A 21152-nucleotide genomic window follows, 5' to 3' on the forward strand; every position below is an offset into this window, starting at 1 on the left:
CCGGTTAATGTTCGTTCTGTAAGTCTAGGCGCAAAATTCTATCATGGGCTACCCTGAGATCCTACATTTAGGCGCTGCCTCGAAAAACGGGGCTGTTGTTGCAGTATGACATCGTTGCGCATGGCATTCTACGCCAAAACACTGGTTATCCATTCAGGTTTTTTTGTGCCATAATAATGCGTTTCTTTCTGGCCGTGCCGGGCAGGCATGGTGAGGTTTTGTGCTAATCCGGGAATTGTGAATGGATAAGATAGAAGTACGGGGTGCCCGCACCCACAATCTGAAAAACATTAACCTGACCATTCCGCGCGATAAGCTGATTGTCGTCACCGGTCTGTCAGGTTCTGGTAAGTCCTCGCTGGCGTTCGATACGCTTTACGCGGAAGGACAACGTCGCTACGTAGAGTCGCTTTCTGCCTATGCGCGCCAGTTCCTCTCACTGATGGAAAAACCGGACGTCGATCATATCGAAGGGCTGTCACCGGCCATTTCGATCGAACAGAAATCCACGTCGCATAACCCGCGTTCCACCGTCGGTACCATCACGGAAATTCATGACTATCTGCGCCTGCTGTTTGCCCGTGTGGGCGAGCCGCGCTGCCCGGATCACGACGTCACACTGGCTGCCCAGACCGTCAGCCAGATGGTGGATAACGTGCTGGCCCAGCCGGAAGGCCGCCGCCTGATGCTGCTGGCACCGATTGTGAAAGATCGTAAAGGTGAGCACACCAAAACGCTGGAAAACCTGGCCAGCCAGGGCTATATCCGCGCCCGTATTGACGGGGAAGTGTGTGACCTGTCGGATCCGCCGAAGCTGGAACTGCAGAAGAAGCACACCATTGAAGTGGTGGTTGACCGCTTTAAGGTGCGTGAAGATCTGTCGCAGCGTCTGGCAGAGTCGTTTGAAACCGCCCTTGAGCTGTCCGGCGGCAGCGCGGTGGTGGCCGATATGGACGACACCAGCGCCGAAGAGCTGCTGTTTTCCGCTAACTTCGCCTGCCCCATCTGTGGCTACAGCATGAACGAGCTGGAACCACGGCTGTTCTCCTTTAACAACCCGGCCGGAGCCTGTCCAACCTGTGATGGTCTGGGCGTGCAGCAGTATTTTGACCCGGACCGCGTGGTACAAAACCCTGATCTGTCGCTGGCGGGGGGCGCTATCCGCGGCTGGGACCGCCGCAACTTCTACTACTTCCAGATGCTGCGCTCGCTGGCGGAGCACCTGAAATTTGATATCGAAGCGCCGTTCAGTTCCCTGCCAGATGAGAGCCGCAAGGTGATCCTCTACGGATCAGGCAAAGAGAATATCGAATTTAAATACGTCAACGACCGGGGCGATACCTCCGTGCGTCGTCACCCGTTTGAGGGCGTGCTGCACAATATGGAACGCCGCTATAAAGAGACGGAATCGTCTGCCGTGCGTGAGGAGCTGGCGAAATATATCAGCAACCGCTCCTGCACCAGCTGCGGCGGCACGCGCCTGCGTCGCGAAGCACGCCACGTCTTTGTGGAAAACACCACGCTGCCAAGCATCTCTGATATGAGCATTGGCCATGCGATGGAGTTCTTCCAGAACATGAAACTTAGCGGCCAGCGTGCGCAAATCGCAGAAAAAGTGCTGAAAGAGATTGGCGATCGCCTGAAGTTTCTCGTCAACGTTGGCCTGAACTACCTGTCGATGTCCCGCTCCGCCGAGACCCTTTCCGGCGGGGAAGCCCAGCGTATTCGTCTGGCCAGCCAGATCGGTGCCGGTCTGGTCGGTGTGATGTACGTACTGGATGAGCCGTCCATTGGCCTGCACCAGCGCGATAACGAGCGCCTGCTGGAAACGCTGGTGCATCTGCGCAATCTCGGCAACACGGTGATTGTGGTCGAGCACGACGAAGATGCCATTCGCGCCGCCGACCATGTGATCGATATCGGCCCGGGGGCCGGGGTGCACGGCGGTCAGGTTGTCGCTGAAGGCACCGTCGATGACATTATGGCGGTCGCGGACTCGCTGACCGGACAGTACCTCAGCGGCAAACGCGGCATCGCCATCCCGGAGCAGCGCGTCAAAGGCGACCCGTCGAAAGTGCTGAAGCTGACGGGGGCCAGCGGTAACAATCTCAAGGATGTCACCCTGACGCTGCCCGTCGGGTTGTTTACCTGCGTGACCGGGGTCTCCGGCTCCGGGAAATCGACGCTGATCAACGATACGCTGTTCCCGATTGCTCAGCGCCAGTTAAACGGTGCAACCATTGCCGAAGCCTCACCGTACCGTGATATCACCGGTATGGAGCACTTCGATAAAGTGATCGATATTGACCAGAGCCCGATTGGCCGCACGCCGCGCTCTAACCCGGCGACCTACACCGGGATCTTTACGCCGGTCCGTGAGCTGTTCGCCGGGGTGCCGGAGTCCCGTACCCGTGGCTACACGCCGGGCCGCTTCAGCTTTAACGTGCGCGGCGGGCGTTGCGAAGCCTGCCAGGGCGACGGGGTGATCAAGGTTGAGATGCACTTCCTGCCGGATATCTATGTGCCGTGCGACCAGTGCAAAGGCAAACGCTATAACCGCGAAACGCTGGAAGTGAAGTACAAGGGCAAGAGCATCCACGAAGTGCTGGAGATGACCATTGAAGAAGCCCGTGAATTCTTCGATGCCGTGCCGGCGCTGGCGCGTAAGCTGCAAACGCTGATGGATGTCGGCCTGTCCTACATCCGGCTCGGTCAGTCTGCCACCACGCTGTCCGGCGGCGAAGCGCAGCGCGTGAAGCTGGCGCGTGAGCTGTCGAAGCGCGGGACGGGCCAGACCCTGTATATTCTGGATGAACCGACCACCGGTCTGCACTTTGCGGATATCGAACAGCTGCTGGCCGTACTGCACCAGCTGCGCGACCAGGGCAACACCATCGTGGTGATTGAGCACAACCTTGACGTGATCAAAACCGCTGACTGGATCGTTGACCTGGGGCCGGAGGGAGGCAGCGGCGGCGGCGAGATCCTGGTGTCCGGCACGCCGGAAACCGTGGCAGAGTGCGAACGATCGCACACCGCCCGCTTCCTCAAGCCGCTGTTACAGGGCTAAATCAGACGGGCCGGTTCCTCACCGGCCCGTTTTTTTCTGCCATAGCTTTTCCCGCTATTTGCTGCACTTTTGTTACCATCTCCACAAAATCTTGCAGAATCAGGCAAGACTTAGCGAGTTTTGGACATACCCCCCACCCCATTATCTGACTATGCTTAACCTTCATCATTTTGCGGATACGGCGAGGCATTTCCACTGCCGGCTCCCACCCTCACGGCCACTGCGCCACATCATCAATAACTGGAGAATCCAATGAATATTACGCATGCTTATGCAGCCCAGGACGCGAAATCGAAGCTGGCTCCGTTTGAGTACCAGCCACGCGAACTGCGTGAACATGATGTGCAGATTGAAGTGCTGTACTGCGGCGTTTGCCACTCTGACCTGCACCAGGCACGCAATGAATGGCGCAACACCATCTTCCCGGTGGTGCCAGGCCATGAGATTGTTGGCCGCGTGACGGCTGTCGGCGCACACGGGCACAAATACAAAGTGGGCGATCTGGTCGGTGTGGGCTGCATGGTCGACTCCTGTCGCACCTGTGACAGCTGCAAAGAAGACCTGGAACAGTATTGCGAAGAAGGCTTTGTCGGCACCTATAACGGTCAGGATCGCATCAGCGGCGACATCACCTTTGGCGGTTACGCCACGCAGGTGGTGGTGCATGAAGACTTCGTGCTGCGCGTTCCGGAAAACCTGGATCCAGCCGGTGCGGCTCCGCTGCTGTGCGCCGGTATCACCACCTTCTCTCCGCTGCACCACTGGGGCGTCGGCCCGGGTAAAAAGGTCGGTATCGTCGGTCTGGGTGGCCTTGGCCACATGGGTGTTAAGATTGCCCATGCGATGGGCGCGCACGTTGTCCTGTTCACCACCTCACCGTCAAAAATTGAAGACGGGAAGCGCCTGGGTGCAGATGAAGTGGTGATTTCGAAGGATGCCGACCAGATGGCGCAACACGCCAACAGCTTCGACTTCATTCTTAACACCGTTGCCGCACAGCATGACCTGAACCCGTTTATCACGCTGCTGCGCCGTGATGGCACCATGACGCTGGTCGGTGCGCCAGAACATGACCATCCATCACCGCAGGTGTTTAACCTGATCTTTAAGCGTCGCAGCATTGCCGGTTCACTGATTGGCGGCATTAAAGAAACCCAGGAAATGCTGGATTTCTGCGGCAAGCACAACATCGTCTCAGATATTGAGATGATCAATATCAACGAGATCAACGAAGCCTACGAACGTATGCTGAAAAGCGATGTGAAATACCGCTTTGTCATTGATATCGATACGCTGCGCGCGTAACGGTGACGATCACGGGCGGACCGGGAAAGCAGGTCCGCCCCTGCTGCCACGGGGAGGCCCTTTGTTCCGGCCGGCCCCGTCATCCCCCTTCACCCGGGGTAGGCCGCCGTGTGAAAATCGATCTCCCACTGCAGCACTCTGCCGTAAAGCGCCGAAAGCGCCTGCTTTTCTGCCTCACTCAACGCGTCTGCACAGCGGTCCAGTTCCTCTTTCAGCCAGCATGCCTGCTGGTAAAAGGCCTCTCCGGCATGTATAGATACCCAGCATCGCACGTCGTCATCCTGCAGCGTCTGTTCACTCACCCGGTGACACCAGTGGTAATACATCCATTCCGCGCCAAACATCAGGGTAATAATCTCCGCATAGCTGCCTTCCTGCGCCGTCTGTCGCATCCCGTCGTCAAAGCGGCGAACCCCGGGCAGATCGCCCGGATGGTCGGCAGGATTGATCTGCCGCCGGGCCAGCACGGCGTCAAACCAGGGGATCTGGGTATCCACCAGCGCATTGAGGACGCCGATCAGCCAGCGCTGTGAGCGAATATCAGGCGCTTTACTGACACCCAGGGCAAAGATAGCGATCGCCGTGGCGACAAATTGCCCCTCAAACACCAGATAACGATTAAACACTGCCGCCGGCAGCTGTTGCTGCTCAATATCCGTGACGAAAGGGTGCTGCTGCATGGCCTGCCACGCGGGTTGGTGCTCGCGCAGCAGACGTTCGCTGAATGCCTCTGTCATACCTCCTCCAGCACCGCCTGCGCGACGGACATAAAGTGTTTCACCCGCGCCAGCTCTACGTCATTCCACCACACGCCGTCTGATTTCAGCGCACTGGCTACGATCACGCCCTGGGTACGGCTGAGGATCTGACACACGTTAGCTGGCGTGACCCCGGACCCGACTAACAGCGGCAGCTCCGTCGCCGCACGGATCTCATCAATTTCGCCCAGCGTCGCGCTGTCCCCGGTGCGCTGCCCGGTGGCAATCACCGCATCGGCTTCGAAAAAATCGACATCGCGGGTTAATTCCTGGATTGAACGGTCGGCAACAATCGCATGGCTGCCGTGCTTCACATGGCTGTCGGCAAACACGCGGATATGTTCCGCACGCAGCTGGCTGCGGTAGCGCAGGGCTTTGGCTGCCGCACCTTCAATAAACCCTTCGTTGGCAATGTAGGCATTCGCCCACTGGTTGACGCGCACAAAGTCCGCGCCGCCTGCCAGCGCCGTTGCCAGCGCCGGGATTGCGGCATTCGCCAGCACGTTAATGCCCAGCGGCACGCCAAAACGCTCACGGACTTTTTCGGTGATCACCGCCATCAGAGCAGAGGTTTCCGGCCCGATATCGTCCGGTTTGGAAAAAGGAATATCACCATGATTTTCAATAATCAGGCCATGAACGCCGCCATTAATATAATTTTCCGCATCACGTAAGGCGCGCTCAATAATATCCTTCACTGATTTACCACGATATTTTGGTGACCCTGGAAAGGGATCGCAGTGAATAACACCTATCACGGCTTTCTTACGTGAAAAAATAGCTTGTATTGCGTCAGTTTTTTCTGCTGAGATAGAAACCATCTTCTTCATCCTTTTAAGGAAACACGATGCGTGTTTATGTGGCTGGTAATATTACCGTCGATGAAACCTGGTCCATTGCGGATATTCCGCAAAAGGGATCATCGATTCATGGAAATAAAGTGTCGCAGGATATCGGCGGAAAAGGCGCGAATCAGGCGATCATATTGTCCCGCTGCGGTATCGACACCCGGTTAATTGCCGCCACAGGAAGTGACAGCAACGGATCGTGGATACGTGAGCAGATAATCAGAGAACCCCTGACGCTGTTACCCACTCAACCTGTTTATCGCCATAGCGACACCTCAATTATTCTCAATAGTGCTGACGGCGATAATGCCATTATGACCACCACCGCCGCTGCCGATGCCTTTCACCTGGAGGCTATCGAGCCGTTGCTGGCCGATGCCCGCGCCGGGGATATCCTGCTGCAACAGGGGAATTTTTCTCTGGAGAAAACCCGTGCCCTGTTCCGGCTGGCGAAAGCGCGTGGTTTAACCACTGTGTTTAACCCTTCACCGGTCAACCCGGATTTTGCTCAACTGTGGCCGCTGGTTGATATCGCCGTCGTCAACGAATCGGAAGCGGGACAGCTACAGCCACAGGGCGTTGCCACGCTGGTGATCACGCAGGGTGCCGCCGGGGCCTGGCTCATCCGCCAGGGTCAGCGCCAGTTCTGCCCGGCGACCGCCGCCAGCGTGCTGGATACGACCGGGGCGGGCGACACTTTCCTGGCGGTGATGCTGGCTTCCGCCCTGCTGCGCGGCGTTGCGCCCGATGCGTTAGCCCTGACTCACGCCAGTCAGGCCGCCGCCATAACGGTCAGCCGCAGGGGCACGCTTTCTGCTTTCCCCCAGAGCGCTGAACTCGCCGCGCTGTTAGGGACGCGCGGCGAGACAGCGATCATTTAAACAGCGTGCGGTAACGGTCAACGTTCGCTTTGGTCACCACCGTGGCCGGAACCAGAATGGTTTTCGGCACACTTTTACCCGCCGTCAGGGTGTTTAACGCTTTCAGGGCTTCCGACCCCATTTTTTCCGGGTCCTGCTGCAGGACGGCAGCCACGTAGCCGCCATCCATGCCGGCAATCGCTTTTGCCGTCAGATCCCAGCCAAAGACCTTAATCTCTTTCTGTCGCCCCTGGTTTTCTACTGCCGCAATGGCTCCCAGCAGAGCCGGTTCACCCGTGGCATAAATCGCCGTCAAATCGGGATTACCGGTGATAAGATTTTCCGCCGCTGTCATGGCGTTATCCTGGACGTTCTGGCCATCCACCACATCGGCTATGGTGATGCCCGGGTGGGCTTTCAGCGTCTCTTCAAAACCTTTCTGTCGCTGATTCTGAATTGCCGAGTTCAGCGCCCCGACGATGCCCAGGCGCGCCTTGCCACCCATCTCTTTTCCAACATACTCAACGAAGTATTTGCCCAGAATTTTACCGCCTTCGCTATTATCCACACCGACCTGTGCAGCCTGCGGCCCCGGCGGTAATACGGCATCAATTGCAATAACCGGAATATTAGCGGCGGCGGCCTCTTTGATCGCAGGCATAATGCCATTCACATCAATGGCATCAACCAGAATGCCCTTCACGCCTTGTTGAATATAGTTTTCGATAGCATCACTTTGCGCTACCGGATTATCGGTGGCATTAAAGATGACTAATGTTTTACCACTGGCTTTTGCCGCATCCTGGGCACCTTTGTTCATCAGATTAAAGAACAGTGCCTGTTGGTTAATCTGCACCAGCGCATAGGTATCTGCCGCCTTTGCCGCTGAAATCACCAAAGCTGAAGCCAGTAATGCCGAAGCCGTTGCCATCAAATGCCATTTTCTGGTGTTAAATACCATCATCAGTACCCTCGAAAAATAATGAGCGAAAAACAGCTGTGTCCGCGTCGCCAGGCAGCGCAGAGGGATTTTTTTGGCGGGCAAATATCAGATGAATGCGCCGGACAGGATCCGGTTGCAACAAAGACCTGCTATTCCTCATTTCGGCATCCGGTCCGTTGCGGTGCGCGACTGAAATGGGGTCTGGCCGGTTTGGGAATGACTTCCCGGGTAAGGCGGTAAACTGTTTATACAATTCTCCGCTGCGAAATTTTTGTCAAGTGTTTATTTGATCGCCCGTCAGCCCCGATAAAAGACTACTGGCGTGACGCTAACTTATGTTACAGATAGCCCTCCTGGAGAAAAATGGCGTGGAAAATGAGCATAAAACGCGTGTTGTTATCCGATGTAGCGAGGCGGGCTTCGCTGTCCAAAGCGACGGTGTCTCGCTATATGAATCACAGCATTGTGCTGCCGCAGGAGACCATTGACCGCATTGAAACGGCCATTCGCGAACTTGATTATCGCGGCAACAGCCTGGCACGCCGCCTGAGTAAAGGCGGCAGTGAAACCCTCGGCCTCGTGCTGCCCGATATTACCAACCCCTTCTTTGCCGAACTGGCCGATGCCGCCGAAGAGGCAGCCTCCGCCAGTGGCTACAGCCTGGTACTGTGCATCACCCGCAATAATCCTGATAAGGAATGCCAGTTTATTCGCTGGCTGGATACCTGCCAGGTTGATGGTCTGCTGTTCACCACAAACCGCCCTGATAACGGGCTGTTACGTAAAGAGATCCAGCGCCACCAGCGCATTGTGTTACTGGATGAAGATATCCCCGGCAGCAGCGTGCCCAAGGTGTTTGCTGATAATGTGCAGGGCGGACGCATCGCCACGGAAAAGCTGATCGCGGCCGGACACCGTCACATCGCCTTTGTCGGCGGGCCGGATGAGCTGATGAGCGTGCGCGAACGTTTCCAGGGCTTTTGCACCGCCATGAAGCAGGCAGGATTAAGCTGGCCGCCGGAGTGGGTGATGTACGGAGAGTATCAGCGCGAGTTCGGCCAGCAGGCGCTGCAGCGCCTGTTCAGCCAGCCTACCCGCCCTACCGCCGTGTTCGCCGCCAGTGACTATCTGGTGCTCGGGCTGCTCGACGGCCTGCGCGCCTGCGGGCTGCAGGCTCCCGAAGCGTTATCTCTGGTGGGCTTCGATGATGCCAATTACGCCGACTTTACCCAACCGCGGATCTCCACCATCCGCCAGCCCGCACGGGAACTGGGCCGTACCGCCGTCGGGATCATGCTGCGCCTGCTGAATAATGAGAGTGATATCCCTGCTGAAACACGTCTTCCCGTCGAATGGATTGGCCGCGATTCTATCCAGCATTGTTAACTCCGTCTCAAAATGGCGCAAAACTGCACAGTTTTGGCGCAAATTTCGATCACTTTTTTTCCTTTTCAGTATACTAAGTAAACCGGTTTACCTGATGATGCCGTTTAAAAACGTTGTATTACAGGACCTTAGATCGGTGGCGCACGCGGTATTTTGCGCCTGGCACGGAAGCTGCAATGTTCTGACTGGCGAACAAATATCTTTGTAGCGTTTGTCCTGATGGTGAGAGTAAAGCTTCATTCTGCAGGTAAACCGGTTTACTAGACTGTAGACCGTGCTGAATGAGGCCTTTTTCGCCGGACGGCAAACATTTCCCTGCCACACCGATGGGAGTTATCAGATGCAGCAGTCACAACCTGCCCCGGCTCGGGTAGAGATGGTCAATATCACCAAGACCTACGGGTCGATACGTTCACTGCGCGGCGTGAATCTGCAGCTGGCCCCGGGCGAAGTGCTCGGCCTGGTGGGGGATAACGGCGCGGGAAAATCCACGCTGACCAAAGTCCTTTCCGGGGCGGTGGTGCCCACCAGCGGTACCATCCGCATCGACGGTGAACAGCAACATTTTTCCAACCCGGCGGACTCACGCCGCTGTCATATCGAGATGGTCTACCAGGACTTATCCCTGTGCGACACGGTGGATGTGGCCGGAAATCTTTTTATGGGCCGCGAGCCGATGAAATCCCTGCTCGGCATTCCGTTTCTCGACCAGAGCAAAATGCACGCCGATGCGCGTGACATGCTGAAAGGGTTGGGCATTTCAATTCCGGATACCCGGATGCTGGTCCGCAACCTCTCCGGAGGTCAGCGCCAGGCGATTGCCATTGCCCGGGCGGCGGCCTTCGACCCGAAGGTACTGATTATGGATGAACCGACCGCGGCGCTGGCGGTGGCGGAAGTGGAAGCCGTGCTTGAGCTTATCCGCCGCGTCTCTGCGCGCGGGGTCAGCGTGATCCTGATTACGCACCGCCTGCAGGATCTTTTCCTGGTCTGCGATCGGATCATGGTGATGTACGAAGGCACCAACGTCGCGGATCGCCGGGTGGCTGACACCAGCCTGAGCGATATCGTCAATCTGATTGTGGGTGAGAAATTCACCGCCCACTCTGCGGCAGCACACTGAGGTAACAGGATGAGTATCATGAACGTAAGCGGCTCCCGCACGATCCGGCATTCCCTGCCGCGCCGACTGCTGCACAACCATTCGGGCGTGGTCAGCATTGCGCTGTTTTTCATCTTCTGCTGCGTGGTGTTTTCCCTGATCACCAGCCACTTTCTCAGCAGCACAAACTGGCTGAATATTATCCGCCAGAGTGCGCCCCTGCTGATTGTCGCCACGGCGATGACTCTGGTGATCACCACTGGCGGCATTGACCTCTCGGTCGGGTCGACCCTCGCCCTGGTGGGGGCGCTCTCGGCCATCGCCCTGAACAACTGGGGACTGCCGTGGCCGGTTGTGCTGCTCGGCGGGCTGCTGCTCGGTGGCCTGGTCGGCGCGATTAACGGCTTCTTTATTGCCTATGAAGGTATTCCGGCATTTATCGTCACGCTGGCCACGCTGGCGGTGGTACGCGGTGTGGCGCTGCTGGTCACTCAGGGCTATTCCATCCCGATCCCGGCCGACAGCCTGTTTACCTTTATGGGGCGGGCCTGGGTGATGGGCATTCCGATGCCGGCGCTGATCGGTATCGTCATCCTGGTTATCGGCCATATCGTGCTGAATCATATGCGCTTTGGCCGCTACGTAACCGCCATCGGTGCCAATGCTGAAGGCGCCCGCCGCAGCGGTATCAACACCAAAGCCGTCACCATGAAGGTGTATATCCTCAGCGGTATGGCGGCAGCGCTGGCCGGGATGATCATCACGGCCCGTCTGGGCAGCGGCTCCTCCAACCAGGGCGAAGGCTTTGAACTGCAGGTCATTGCCGCAGTAGTGCTTGGCAGCACCAGCCTGTTTGGCGGCTTCGGGACCATTATTGGCACCCTGCTCGGCGCGCTGTCCATTGCGGTTATCCAGAACGGATTGATCCTGTCGCATATCTCGCCGTTTTACACCCAGATCGCCACCGGCACCATTATCCTGCTGGCCATCTGGCTGAACACGCGCATTCTCAACCCTACCCGCTCTGCAGCGAAAGGATAGCTGATGAAAGGTTCGATTTTTCGTCACCCGGAGCCGCTACCAATCGGTATCCGCAGCGGCTATGTGATGACGGTGCTGGGCCCGCTGCCGCTGGCAGAAATGGGCGTAACGCTGATGCATGAGCATATTCTGCTGGATGCCTCGGGCAAATGGGTACCGCCCTGCTGCTGTAGCGATCGTCATCTGGCCGAAATGCCGGTGAAAATGGAAAACCTCGGCGAGCTGTCGCTCAACCCGCTGATGAGCCGCGATAACTGCCAGCTGTTTGATGTCGATGTGGCGATCGACGAGCTGATGAAGTTCCGTGCCCTGGGCGGTGAAACGGTGGTGGATCCGACCAATATCGGCATCGGCCGCGATCCGAAAGCGCTACAGCGCATCGCCCGCCTGACCGGCCTGAATATCATTATGGGCACCGGGCTGTATCTGGAGCCGTCACATCCTGAATGGGTGAAAACCACCAGCGTGGAGCAACTGGCCGACAGGCTGATTTACGACCTTGGCGGTGCGGAGGAGAAGCCGGAGGTGATGGCCGGACTGATTGGCGAAATCGGCGTTTCCAGTCGCTTTACTGCCGATGAAGAAAAATCGCTGCGCGCCGCCGGCCGTGCCAGTGCGGCAACCGGCGTACCGATTGAGGTGCATCTTCCGGGCTGGGAACGACTGGGGCACAAGGTGCTGGATATTCTGCAAGAGGAAGGGGCCGATCTCCGCCATACGGTGCTGTGCCACATGAATCCCAGCTTTGCCGACAAAACGTATCAGCGGGAACTTGCCGGGCGCGGCGCATTTCTCGAATACGACATGATTGGTATGAGCTTTTACTACGCCGATGAATCGGCCCAGTCGCCCTCCGATGAGGAGAACGCGCGCGCCATTCGCGAGCTGATTGACGACGGCTTTATTAATCACATCCTGCTGTCGCAGGACGTGTTTCTGAAAACCATGCTGACCCGCTACGGCGGCCACGGCTATGGCTACATTCTTAAACATTTTGTTCCCCGTCTGAGGCGTCACGGCGTCAGCGGCGAACAGCTTGAGACCTTAATGATGGCAAATCCGCAGCGCGTGTTTGGCGGGTAAAAGAGGAACAATGATGCAGAAGAAAATTTTACTGGTAGGTGAGTCCTGGACCAGCACCTCAACGCACGTAAAAGGCTTCGACCAGTTTGCGACAGCGACCTGGCACAGCGGAGCAACCGATTTTATGGCCGCGCTGGCAGACAGTGACTACGCCATTACCCATATGCCCGCCCATGCCGCAGCCACCGATTTCCCGCTGACGCTGGCGGAACTGCAAAGCTGGGATGCAATCATCCTGTCCGATATCGGGGCTAACACGCTGCTGCTGCACCCGGATACCTGGCTGAAAAGCCGCCGAACCGCTAACCGCCTGACGCTGATCCACGACTATGTGGCAGCTGGCGGCGCGCTGATGATGATTGGCGGCTATTACAGCTTCCAGGGAATTAACGGCGGCGCGCGCTATCGCAATACTGCCGTGGAGAAAGTGCTGCCGGTCAGGTGCCTGGCGTGGGACGACCGCATCGAAACGCCGGAAGGCTGCTATGCCAGTGTGACGGAAGCGCACCCTCTGTTTAACGATCTGCCTCCTGAATGGCCATGGCTGCTGGGCTATAACGAAGTCGAGATGCAGCCAGAGGGCAAACTGCTGGCCACCATTGCCGGGACTGCGCATCCACTGGTTGCAGTACGCGAATATCAGCAGGGCCGCTCGCTGGTATGGACCAGCGATATGTCGGCGCACTGGCTGCCGGAGGAGTTCGCCAGATGGACGGGCTACCGCCAGCTGTGGATCAACTGCCTTGACTGGCTGACGGAGCGCGGCTGATGGAAGCCGTCAGCACCCGCGAACTGGCGCAGCAGCTGCTGCGCTTTGATACCATCAATCCGCCGGGTAACGAAGCGGCCTGTATGCAGTTTCTTGCCGACTGGCTGCGTGAACAGGGCTTTGAGGTCACCCTGACGTCGTTCGGTACCGGACGGTGGAATGCGGTCGCCCGGCTGGTCGGAACAGGGCCCGGCAAGCCGCTGGCGTTTACCGGCCATCTCGATACGGTTCCCCTCGGCAGTGCCGCATGGCAATACGATCCTTTCGGTGAGATCGAAGAGGATCGCCTTTACGGGCGAGGATCGAGCGATATGAAGGCGGCAATCGCGGCGTTTGCCGTCGCCTGCGTTCGCGAAAAGCAGAGCATTCTTGCCGGTAGCGGGGTGGTGATGCTGCTCACCGGTGGCGAAGAAACGGGCTGCGACGGGGCCCGCGCGCTGACTGAAGCGGGACAGCTTCCCGGGGTGGGGGCTCTGATCGTCGGCGAACCAACGGCGAACTACCCGGTTATCGGACATAAAGGCGCGTTGTGGCTGCGCTGTGAAACGCGGGGGAAAACCGCCCACGGGGCAATGCCGGAGCTGGGGATCAATGCAATTTATCTGGCGGCAGAGGCCATCGGTAAAATCCGTACTTTCTCGCCGGGAGCCCCCCACCCGCTGATGAAGCAGCCGACGCTGAACGTCGGGCGCATCGAAGGCGGGCTGAATATTAATTCGGTGCCGGATCGCACGCGTTTTGATGTGGATATCCGCAGCGCGCCCAATCTGCAGCACGCCACCATTCGCCAGCAGCTCACCACCCTGCTGGGAGAAACGGTGACGATATCGACCCTGGTGGATCTGCCTGCAGTATTAAGCAGCGATGCGCATGCGTGGATCCAACAGGTGTATCAGCGCTGCCAGCCGCTGCACGACCGGCCGCTACAACCCAGCATTGTGCCCTACTTTACCGATGCCTCGCTGCTGTTACCGGCGCTCGGGCATCCGCCCTGTATTATTCTCGGCCCCGGTGAACCCTCGATGGCGCACCAGACCGATGAATATTGCCTGCTGTCTCGCCTGGAGGAGGCGGAGCGGCTGTATGGCCAGATTATTCAGGACTGGATGGTGCAGACCTGAAGCGGAGCGGACGGATCAGACCTTTGGTCAAGAAGAGCGGCCATAGCCGCTCTTGTTTCAGCCCTCTGGCCCGGACGTTACTTCTGCACCTGCTGAAAAGAGGCATCCACCAGGTAATAAATCTGTGAGTCCTTTAACGATCCGTCCAGCAGTACGGTGTTCCAGTGCGAGGGATTCAGATGCTCACTGGGCTGCACGTCGCTGTGCTGATCGCGGATCAGTTCTGCCAGCGCGGGCGTGCTTTTCAGCGCCACCGCAGGCCGGCCATTCAGGTCGTACAGCATGGCAAACAGTACGCCATCTGCTTTGATTTGCGTCGCCTGCCACTCCTCGTGTTCACTCTGCTCTGCCCCGCGCTTGGCCATGCAGTACGTCAGTAGATCGGATACCTTCATGCTTAATCGTCCCCCTGTAGCGTCGCCACAATCCGTCGGGCGCCGCCGCGAACGCGGTGTTCACCCAGATAAATACCCTGCCAGGTGCCCAGCATCAGACGCCCACGGCTAATCGGCAGCAGCAGCGAGGTGCCCAGCAAAGAAGATTTTATATGGGCAGGCATATCATCCGCCCCTTCATAGTCATGCTGATACGGTGCATTTTCCGGTACGGAACGCAAAAAATGCTGCTCCATATCCGCGCGGACCGTCGGGTCACAGTTCTCATTCAGCGTCAGAGAGGCAGACGTATGCTGCAGCAGCAGATGCAGCAGTCCGGTCTGCACATCACTTAACCGACGCAGTTCGCTGAGGATTTCATCAGTAACCAGATGAAAACCGCGAGGTTTTTCGCTCAGAGTGAGGGTTTGCTGATACCACATAAGTACGACTCCTTAACTAAACCGATGCGTTAAGTGTGCAGCAAGTGGCGAAAAGGTAAACCTGAAAAGTAAAAAAGCGGAGACTGCCGGCCGGTTTGCTCCGGCCGGCAGGGGGATTACATCACGGCGGCCATCGCTTCTGCGACCTGACGCACATTGTTATGGTTCAGACCGGCGATGCAGATACGGCCGCTGGCAATCAGGTAGATACCGAACTCATTACGCAGCCGATCCACCTGCGCCGCGCTGAGGCCGGTGTAGCTAAACATCCCGCGCTGCTGCAGCAGATAGTCGAAGTTTTTACCCGGCACGGCCAGGCTCAGCCCTTCCACCAGCGCCTGACGCATCGCCAGAATACGCGTGCGCATGGCTTCCACTTCTGCCAGCCAGCTGGCTTTCAGCTCAGGATTATTCAGCACGCAGGAGACCACCTGCGCACCAAAGTTAGGCGGGCTGGAGTAGTTACGGCGCACGGTTGCCTTCAGCTGACCCAGCACGCGGGAGGCTTCCTCCGCATCATCGCAGACGATCGACAGGCCGCCTACACGTTCACCGTACAGGGAGAAAATTTTCGAGAACGAGTTACTGACCAGCGCTGGCAGGCCCGCCGCCGCTATCGCCCGGATGGCGTAAGCGTCCTCTTCCATGCCTGCGCCAAAGCCCTGATAGGCGATGTCGAGGAACGGGATCAGCTCGCGTGATTGCAGCACGGCGGTCACTTCATCCCACTGGGCATCGGTCAGATCGGCACCGGTCGGGTTATGGCAGCAGGGATGCAGCAGAACGATGCTCTGTGCAGGCAGCGTATGCAGCTTTTCCAGCAGTGCCGTAAATTTCACACCGTTGGTCTCTGCGTCATACCACGGGTAGGTGTTCACCGTAAAACCGGCACCGGCGAAGATGGCGATGTGGTTTTCCCAGGTCGGATCGCTGACCCACACCTGGGAATTCGGGAAGTAATACTTCAGGAAGTCCGCACCCACTTTCAACGCGCCTGACCCACCCAGCGTCTGGATGGTGGCAATGCGCCCCGCTTTCAGCACCGGATGTTCCGCGCCAAACAGCAGCGGGGCGATGGCGCTGCGGTAAGGCGGCAGACCTTCCATCGGCAGGTAGAGTGAAGCGCTCTGTGGCTGCGCGTTCAGCAACGCTTCCGCGTCGGCCACCGCCTTCATCTGCGGGATCACGCCCTGGGCGTCGTAGTACAGACCAATGCTCAGGTTCACCTTGTGCGCCCGGCTGTCCTGCTTGAAGGTCTCCATCAGGGAGAGAATAGGGTCGCCAGCATAGGCATCAACGTTTTGAAACACGGTGCACGTCTCCATTAAATAATCAGTGATATCCTTCGACGCCCCGGCGGACGTCGCGGTCAGTTCAGGCAGGGCTAAACGGCGTAGCGGCCCGGACGATGGTTCATCGCAATAATCAGATTCAGCACCACGGCCCCCGCCACAGAAGCAATGAGCATTTCGCGCGACACCACAAACAGCGATGCCAGTACCACGCAGGTATCCACCGCCATTTGCAGCTTTCCGGCACGGATCCCGTAGCGGTCCTGCAGCCAGAGCGCCAGGATATTGATCCCACCCAGGCTGGCCTTATGGCGAAATAACACTATAAACCCAATCCCCATCACCACGTTACCGAACAGTGTCGCATAAAAGGGATCCAGCGCGGAAAAATGGATGAATAAGGGGTGCAGGTGGCTGAACAGCGACACCAGCGCCACGGCGGAGAAGGTTTTGACCGTGAACGCCCAGCCCATACGTTTTACCGCCAGCCAGTAAAACGGAATGTTGATCAGAAAAAAGGCGAGGCCAAAGGTGGTCTTGCTCAGATAGCTGATCAGAAAGGCGATACCGGCGGTACTGCCGGTCAGCGCTCCGGCCTGCTTCAATAGTGTGACGCCAAAGGAGACCATCAGCGTCCCGAGCAGGATAGCCAGCACATCTTCCAGCAGCGTGTGGGGGATTTTTACGAATGGTGGTGCGACGTTATCCATTGGATTGATTCTCTGGTGATGATTGCTCTGTTAATAGCTGAATACATTGCAAAAATCGCACCAGGACTTCGGCTGCAAGCGTAACCCGCAGGAGCCAAAACATTAACCCATTGAATAACGGAAATTTTATATATCGACATCGCGCATAAAACGAGGGCTATTCCGTTACTTCGCGCATATCAGCACACTTAATCACGCGGATTACGCATGAAAGCCATTGTTCACGCACAAAAACGGGGCAGTCAGCGCACCGTTTTAGCGCAGCGGCGTTTCGTTTACCGACATGATGCCATTCTCTTTCAGACGGTTAAGCACCACCGACGTTTTCACATGCGACACGCTCTGATGCCCGGCGACCAGCTGGCTGATCAGCGCGCTCAGACCGGGCAGGTCTGCCACCGCCACTTTCAGCAGGTAGTCGGCATCCCCGGTGGTTTTGTAGGCATCGACAATGGCGGGTTGCTCTGCAACCATGCGGTGGAAGCTTTCGACGTAGTCGGCCGTGTGGTTGATCAGCCGGACTTCGATCAGGCCAATCATGCCCAGGCCAACGGCATCCGGCGACAGCCGGGCGTGGTAGCCGAGGATCAACCCGGCCTGCTCCAGGGTAATGCGGCGGCGGGAGCACTGGGAAGCCGACAGCTTCACAATATCACTCAGTTCCTGGTTCGTCAGGCGGCCATTGGCTTCCAGTAACGTCAGTATTTTAAGGTCAAAATCATCAATCTGGGTCATCATTCATCCATGCCGGTGTCAGTTCAGGCGACTGCTGACAGACAGATAACCGCATTCATGGCGTTGTTGTCCAACACTATTTTACGATGGCCGGGGTGGGCGTCAGGGGCAACCGGGAGAAGAGTCGCCCCTGCACTATCAGGTGGGCAAACACTGATGCGGCGACCGACTTGGCTATCGGCCGACCACAGAGTGGTGTTATTCGTCGTCGTACTGCGGACCGGCATAGTTGTCAAAGCGTGACCACTGGCCGTTAAAGGTCAGGCGCACGGTTCCGATGGGGCCGTTACGCTGTTTACCGATGATGATCTCAGCAATGCCTTTATGCTCGCTGTTCTCCTCATACACCTCATCGCGGTAGATAAACATGATCAGGTCAGCATCCTGCTCAATGGAGCCGGATTCACGCAGGTCGGAGTTAATCGGCCGCTTATTGCTGCGCTGCTCCAGGGAACGGTTGAGCTGCGACAGCGCAACCACCGGTACCTGCAGCTCTTTCGCCAGCGCTTTAAGCGAGCGCGAAATTTCCGCAATTTCCAGCGTACGGTTATCGGACAGCGCTGGCACGCGCATCAGCTGCAGGTAGTCGATCATAATCAGGCTTAAGCCGCCGTGCTCACGGAAAATGCGGCGCGCGCGGGAGCGGACGTCGGTGGGGGTCAGGCCGGAAGAATCATCGATGTACATGTTCTTCTTCTCCATCATGATCCCCATGGTGCTGGAGATACGTGCCCAGTCCTCGTCATCCAGCTGTCCGGTGCGGATACGCGTCTGATCCACGCGGGACATGGACGCCAGCATACGCATCATGATTTGTTCACCGGGCATCTCCAGGCTGAAAATCAGCACCGGCTTGTCCTGTTCCATGGCGGCATTTTCACACAGGTTCATGGCGAAGGTGGTTTTACCCATCGACGGACGCGCCGCCACGATAATCAGGTCGGAGCGCTGAAGCCCGGCGGTTTTCTTGTTCAGGTCGCCATAGCCGGTATCCACGCCGGTGACGCCGTTCTGCGGCGTCTGGTAAAGAGCCTCGATGCGCTCAATAGTCGATTCAAGGATCTGATCGACGCTTTTCGGCCCTTCATCTTTATTGGCACGGCTTTCAGCAATCTGAAAGACGCGGGTCTCGGCCAGATCAAGCAGATCTTCACTGGTGCGGCCCTGCGGATCGTAGCCTGCGTCGGCAATCTCGTTGGCGACTGAGATCATCTCACGCACCACTGCGCGTTCACGGACGATATCCGCATACGCGCCGATGTTGGCGGCGCTTGGCGTATTTTTGGATAGCTCGGCCAGGTAGGCAAAGCCGCCCACCATACTCAGTTCACCCTTCGTTTCCATCGACTCGGACAGGGTGATCAGGTCGATGGGTTTCCCCAACTCCAGCAGTCGCTGCATCTCTGCGAAGATCATCCGGTGCGGACGGCTGAAGAAGTCTTTCGCCACCACGCGCTCGGCAACGTTATCCCAGCGTTCGTTATCCAGCATTAAACCGCCCAACACCGACTGTTCAGCTTCCAGCGAGTGCGGAGGCAGCTTCAGACCTTCCATCTGGCGGTCACGCGGCTCACGGTTCTCAGCGGATTTTTCGTAGGATTTGTTGGTGGGTTTATTTCCTGCCATAGTGATGCGATACCAAAAATCTTGTGGGGGGACGCGCAAGTATACCCGTTTGCATGGCTGCCGTCCTCCCCCTCATCGCGGCGAAATCCACAGGAGTGAACATGGCGAAACGTATACAAATCAGCCAGCACGGCGCACCCGAAGTGATGCACCTGGTCGAGTTTGATGTGCCCGATCCGGCCCCGGGCGAAGTGCAGGTTGAGAACAAAGCGATTGGCATTAACTATATTGATACCTACGTCCGCTGCGGCTTGTATCCGTCTCCGCTCCCTGGCGGACTGGGCACCGAAGCGGCCGGCGTGGTAACCCGCGTTGGTGAGGGCGTCAGCGTGCTGAAGCCGGGCGATCGCGTGGTGTATGCTCAGTCAGCGCTCGGGGCTTACAGCGAGGTTCACAACGTGCCGGTGGATAAGGTAGCGCTGCTGCCCGATGTCATCTCCTTTGAGCAGGCGGCTGCCTCATTTCTGAAGGGGCTGACGGTGCATTATCTGCTGCGTCAGACCTATGTGGTACAGCCCGACGAGGTGTTCCTGTTTCATGCCGCTGCCGGTGGCGTCGGGCTGATTGCCTGCCAGTGGGCGAAGGCGCTCGGCGCGCATCTGATCGGGACGGTCGGCTCGGCAGAGAAAGCTCAACTGGCGAAAAATGCCGGTGCCTGGGCAACAATTAACTATCGTGAAGAAGATATTGCCGCACGCGTCAGCGAACTGACGCACGGCAAGAAACTGCGCGTGGTGTATGACTCGGTCGGTAAAGACACCTGGGAAGCCTCGCTCGACTGTCTGCAACGTCGCGGCCTGATGGTCAGCTTTGGCAACGCTTCCGGCCCGGTGACCGGCGTCAACCTGGCGATCCTGAATCAGAAAGGCTCCCTGTATGTCACCCGGCCCTCGCTGAACGGCTATATCACCACCCGTGATGCGCTGGTGCAGGCCAGTAACGAGCTGTTTTCGCTGATCGCCAGCCGGGCCATCAAAGTGGATGTGCCGGAAGCACAGAAGTTCGCCCTCGCCGATGCGCAGCATGCGCACCAGGTATTGGAAGGGCGCGGCACTCAGGGTTCAAGCCTGCTGATCCCGTAAGCCACAAATAGTAAGGGCCTCCCGAAGGAGGCCCTTTTTCTTTCTTTTTTATTGTTCGCACTGAGTGTAGGGTCAGCGGCGATGAATACGTGTTGATTCAGTGAAACCATCCTGGCAGAATTCATAAGTAAAAAATATGTTTAATTGCAAAATGGCACTAAGCAATTTTCTGTGATGTGATCCACGCCGCATTACGCCGCTAAAAAAATCTACAACTCGTTGATATTACCGGGATAGCCACGGTTTTTCCTTCACCGCAGGCTTGCGGAATGCACGATATAACCACACGCCAGCGACCGCCAGCAGCAGCCAGGGCAACAATTTAATAACAATCGCGAATAACCCGCCAACGACCATCACCACGGTGGCGACCAGCAGCGCCGCGATGATACCCAGCAGCGAAATACCGGTCAGCAGCAGCATCATAAAAAAGCCGATGACAAACAGGATCTCTAACATATTGGTACGCTCCAGAAAAAGGAATTCTGAAGGAGTTATTACAAGAAACGTGCCAGGACGGCAGGAAATCTAACTTATTGAAAGTTAAGGAAGGAGTTCACCAGGCCGGTTTGAAACCTGGTGAATTTAATCATCAATTAGTGAA

General features: G+C 57.4%; 20 protein-coding genes. 10 read left to right on the forward strand and 10 right to left on the reverse strand.

What is annotated here, in order from left to right:
• Positions 1-241 precede the first annotated feature (241 nt).
• Both uvrA and IFU29_RS20875 read left to right on the forward strand, forming a co-directional pair.
• Entirely contained in the window at positions 242-3070 is a 2829-nt protein-coding gene (gene uvrA, locus IFU29_RS20870; RefSeq protein ID WP_191935610.1) for an excinuclease ABC subunit UvrA, read from the forward strand.
• 252 nt (positions 3071-3322) lie between these two features.
• On the forward strand, positions 3323-4375 hold the full coding sequence (locus IFU29_RS20875) for an NAD(P)-dependent alcohol dehydrogenase (RefSeq protein WP_191935611.1): 1053 nt from the start codon (positions 3323-3325) through the stop codon (positions 4373-4375).
• Between the two features lie 89 nt (positions 4376-4464).
• Here the strand turns inward: IFU29_RS20875 and IFU29_RS20880 are convergent, their stop codons facing one another.
• Positions 4465-5112 (reverse strand): TenA family protein, encoded by a 648-nt coding sequence (locus IFU29_RS20880; protein ID WP_191935612.1) that lies wholly within the window; start codon positions 5110-5112, stop codon positions 4465-4467.
• Positions 5109-5954, reverse strand: coding sequence for a BtpA/SgcQ family protein (locus IFU29_RS20885; protein ID WP_191935613.1), 846 nt, complete (start codon positions 5952-5954; stop codon positions 5109-5111). The genes IFU29_RS20880 and IFU29_RS20885 overlap by 4 nt, the downstream gene beginning before the upstream one ends.
• A 26-nt stretch (positions 5955-5980) precedes the next feature.
• Between IFU29_RS20885 and IFU29_RS20890 the strand changes: the two genes are divergently transcribed.
• The gene (locus tag IFU29_RS20890) at positions 5981-6862 is read left to right on the forward strand and encodes a ribokinase (protein WP_191935614.1); all 882 of its coding nucleotides are present in this window, start codon (positions 5981-5983) and stop codon (positions 6860-6862) included.
• On the opposite strand, the gene IFU29_RS20895 is transcribed toward IFU29_RS20890, so the two are convergent.
• Positions 6855-7805, reverse strand: coding sequence for an ABC transporter substrate-binding protein (locus IFU29_RS20895; RefSeq protein WP_191935615.1), 951 nt, complete (start codon positions 7803-7805; stop codon positions 6855-6857). The two genes, IFU29_RS20890 and IFU29_RS20895, sit on opposite strands and share 8 nt — an antisense overlap.
• Positions 7806-8147: 342 nt before the next feature.
• Between IFU29_RS20895 and IFU29_RS20900 the strand changes: the two genes are divergently transcribed.
• From IFU29_RS20900 to IFU29_RS20925, 6 genes are all read left to right on the forward strand, one after another.
• Positions 8148-9170 carry a LacI family DNA-binding transcriptional regulator gene (locus IFU29_RS20900; protein ID WP_191935616.1) on the forward strand — a complete coding sequence of 341 codons (1023 nt, stop codon included), beginning with the start codon at positions 8148-8150 and terminating at the stop codon, positions 9168-9170.
• 376 nt (positions 9171-9546) lie between these two features.
• Positions 9547-10293, forward strand: a complete 747-nt coding sequence (locus IFU29_RS20905) for an ATP-binding cassette domain-containing protein (RefSeq protein ID WP_161975976.1) — start codon at positions 9547-9549, stop codon at positions 10291-10293.
• An 18-nt stretch (positions 10294-10311) separates the two neighbouring features.
• Positions 10312-11313: an ABC transporter permease gene (locus IFU29_RS20910; protein ID WP_191935617.1), complete on the forward strand. Its 1002-nt coding sequence runs from the start codon at positions 10312-10314 to the stop codon at positions 11311-11313.
• Positions 11314-11316: 3 nt separating this feature from the next.
• Positions 11317-12396, forward strand: coding sequence for a phosphotriesterase family protein (locus IFU29_RS20915; protein WP_137270018.1), 1080 nt, complete (start codon positions 11317-11319; stop codon positions 12394-12396).
• A gap of 13 nt (positions 12397-12409) precedes the next feature.
• The gene (locus IFU29_RS20920) at positions 12410-13165 is read left to right on the forward strand and encodes a glutamine amidotransferase (RefSeq protein WP_191935639.1); all 756 of its coding nucleotides are present in this window, start codon (positions 12410-12412) and stop codon (positions 13163-13165) included.
• A complete protein-coding gene (locus tag IFU29_RS20925; protein ID WP_191935618.1) occupies positions 13165-14286 on the forward strand; it encodes a M20 family metallopeptidase in 1122 nt (373 codons plus the stop codon). Before IFU29_RS20920 ends, IFU29_RS20925 begins: the two co-directional genes overlap by 1 nt.
• Before the next feature lie 77 nt (positions 14287-14363).
• On the opposite strand, the gene IFU29_RS20930 is transcribed toward IFU29_RS20925, so the two are convergent.
• From IFU29_RS20930 to dnaB, 6 genes are all read right to left on the reverse strand, one after another.
• Positions 14364-14681, reverse strand: a complete 318-nt coding sequence (locus tag IFU29_RS20930) for an MmcQ/YjbR family DNA-binding protein (RefSeq protein ID WP_062748311.1) — start codon at positions 14679-14681, stop codon at positions 14364-14366.
• Between the two features lie 2 nt (positions 14682-14683).
• Positions 14684-15103, reverse strand: coding sequence for a secondary thiamine-phosphate synthase enzyme YjbQ (locus tag IFU29_RS20935; RefSeq protein ID WP_062748313.1), 420 nt, complete (start codon positions 15101-15103; stop codon positions 14684-14686).
• Positions 15104-15219: 116 nt separating this feature from the next.
• The gene (locus IFU29_RS20940; RefSeq protein ID WP_137270016.1) at positions 15220-16413 is read right to left on the reverse strand and encodes an amino acid aminotransferase; all 1194 of its coding nucleotides are present in this window, start codon (positions 16411-16413) and stop codon (positions 15220-15222) included.
• A 74-nt stretch (positions 16414-16487) separates the two neighbouring features.
• Positions 16488-17105 carry a YitT family protein gene (locus IFU29_RS20945; RefSeq protein WP_137270015.1) on the reverse strand — a complete coding sequence of 206 codons (618 nt, stop codon included), beginning with the start codon at positions 17103-17105 and terminating at the stop codon, positions 16488-16490.
• 255 nt (positions 17106-17360) lie between these two features.
• The gene (locus tag IFU29_RS20950) at positions 17361-17840 is read right to left on the reverse strand and encodes an Lrp/AsnC family transcriptional regulator (RefSeq protein ID WP_191935640.1); all 480 of its coding nucleotides are present in this window, start codon (positions 17838-17840) and stop codon (positions 17361-17363) included.
• 198 nt (positions 17841-18038) lie between these two features.
• The gene (gene dnaB, locus IFU29_RS20955; RefSeq protein WP_062748321.1) at positions 18039-19466 is read right to left on the reverse strand and encodes a replicative DNA helicase; all 1428 of its coding nucleotides are present in this window, start codon (positions 19464-19466) and stop codon (positions 18039-18041) included.
• A gap of 101 nt (positions 19467-19567) precedes the next feature.
• On the opposite strand from dnaB, the gene IFU29_RS20960 reads away from it, so the two are divergent.
• Positions 19568-20548 carry a quinone oxidoreductase gene (locus IFU29_RS20960; RefSeq protein ID WP_191935619.1) on the forward strand — a complete coding sequence of 327 codons (981 nt, stop codon included), beginning with the start codon at positions 19568-19570 and terminating at the stop codon, positions 20546-20548.
• 225 nt (positions 20549-20773) lie between these two features.
• Here the strand turns inward: IFU29_RS20960 and pspG are convergent, their stop codons facing one another.
• A complete protein-coding gene (gene pspG / locus IFU29_RS20965; RefSeq protein ID WP_137270013.1) occupies positions 20774-21007 on the reverse strand; it encodes an envelope stress response protein PspG in 234 nt (77 codons plus the stop codon).
• Positions 21008-21152: the final 145 nt, after the last annotated feature.

It is taken from the genome of Erwinia persicina (assembly GCF_014838825.1).
GTDB classification, from domain to species: domain Bacteria; phylum Pseudomonadota; class Gammaproteobacteria; order Enterobacterales; family Enterobacteriaceae; genus Erwinia; species Erwinia persicina_A.

What these genes read in the sequence shown, in the direction of transcription:
- uvrA (WP_191935610.1), top strand. Translation starts at nt 242, where the DNA reads ATGGATAAGATAGAAGTACGGGGTGCCCGCACCCACAATCTGAAAAAC.
- IFU29_RS20875 (WP_191935611.1), top strand. Translation starts at nt 3,323, where the DNA reads ATGAATATTACGCATGCTTATGCAGCCCAGGACGCGAAATCGAAGCTG.
- IFU29_RS20880 (WP_191935612.1), bottom strand. Translation starts at nt 5,112, where the DNA reads ATGACAGAGGCATTCAGCGAACGTCTGCTGCGCGAGCACCAACCCGCG.
- IFU29_RS20885 (WP_191935613.1), bottom strand. Translation starts at nt 5,954, where the DNA reads ATGGTTTCTATCTCAGCAGAAAAAACTGACGCAATACAAGCTATTTTT.
- IFU29_RS20890 (WP_191935614.1), top strand. Translation starts at nt 5,981, where the DNA reads ATGCGTGTTTATGTGGCTGGTAATATTACCGTCGATGAAACCTGGTCC.
- IFU29_RS20895 (WP_191935615.1), bottom strand. Translation starts at nt 7,805, where the DNA reads ATGATGGTATTTAACACCAGAAAATGGCATTTGATGGCAACGGCTTCG.
- IFU29_RS20900 (WP_191935616.1), top strand. Translation starts at nt 8,148, where the DNA reads ATGGCGTGGAAAATGAGCATAAAACGCGTGTTGTTATCCGATGTAGCG.
- IFU29_RS20905 (WP_161975976.1), top strand. Translation starts at nt 9,547, where the DNA reads ATGGTCAATATCACCAAGACCTACGGGTCGATACGTTCACTGCGCGGC.
- IFU29_RS20910 (WP_191935617.1), top strand. Translation starts at nt 10,312, where the DNA reads ATGAACGTAAGCGGCTCCCGCACGATCCGGCATTCCCTGCCGCGCCGA.
- IFU29_RS20915 (WP_137270018.1), top strand. Translation starts at nt 11,317, where the DNA reads ATGAAAGGTTCGATTTTTCGTCACCCGGAGCCGCTACCAATCGGTATC.
- IFU29_RS20920 (WP_191935639.1), top strand. Translation starts at nt 12,410, where the DNA reads ATGCAGAAGAAAATTTTACTGGTAGGTGAGTCCTGGACCAGCACCTCA.
- IFU29_RS20925 (WP_191935618.1), top strand. Translation starts at nt 13,165, where the DNA reads ATGGAAGCCGTCAGCACCCGCGAACTGGCGCAGCAGCTGCTGCGCTTT.
- IFU29_RS20930 (WP_062748311.1), bottom strand. Translation starts at nt 14,681, where the DNA reads ATGAAGGTATCCGATCTACTGACGTACTGCATGGCCAAGCGCGGGGCA.
- IFU29_RS20935 (WP_062748313.1), bottom strand. Translation starts at nt 15,103, where the DNA reads ATGTGGTATCAGCAAACCCTCACTCTGAGCGAAAAACCTCGCGGTTTT.
- IFU29_RS20945 (WP_137270015.1), bottom strand. Translation starts at nt 17,105, where the DNA reads ATGGATAACGTCGCACCACCATTCGTAAAAATCCCCCACACGCTGCTG.
- IFU29_RS20950 (WP_191935640.1), bottom strand. Translation starts at nt 17,840, where the DNA reads ATGACCCAGATTGATGATTTTGACCTTAAAATACTGACGTTACTGGAA.
- dnaB (WP_062748321.1), bottom strand. Translation starts at nt 19,466, where the DNA reads ATGGCAGGAAATAAACCCACCAACAAATCCTACGAAAAATCCGCTGAG.
- IFU29_RS20960 (WP_191935619.1), top strand. Translation starts at nt 19,568, where the DNA reads ATGGCGAAACGTATACAAATCAGCCAGCACGGCGCACCCGAAGTGATG.
- pspG (WP_137270013.1), bottom strand. Translation starts at nt 21,007, where the DNA reads ATGTTAGAGATCCTGTTTGTCATCGGCTTTTTTATGATGCTGCTGCTG.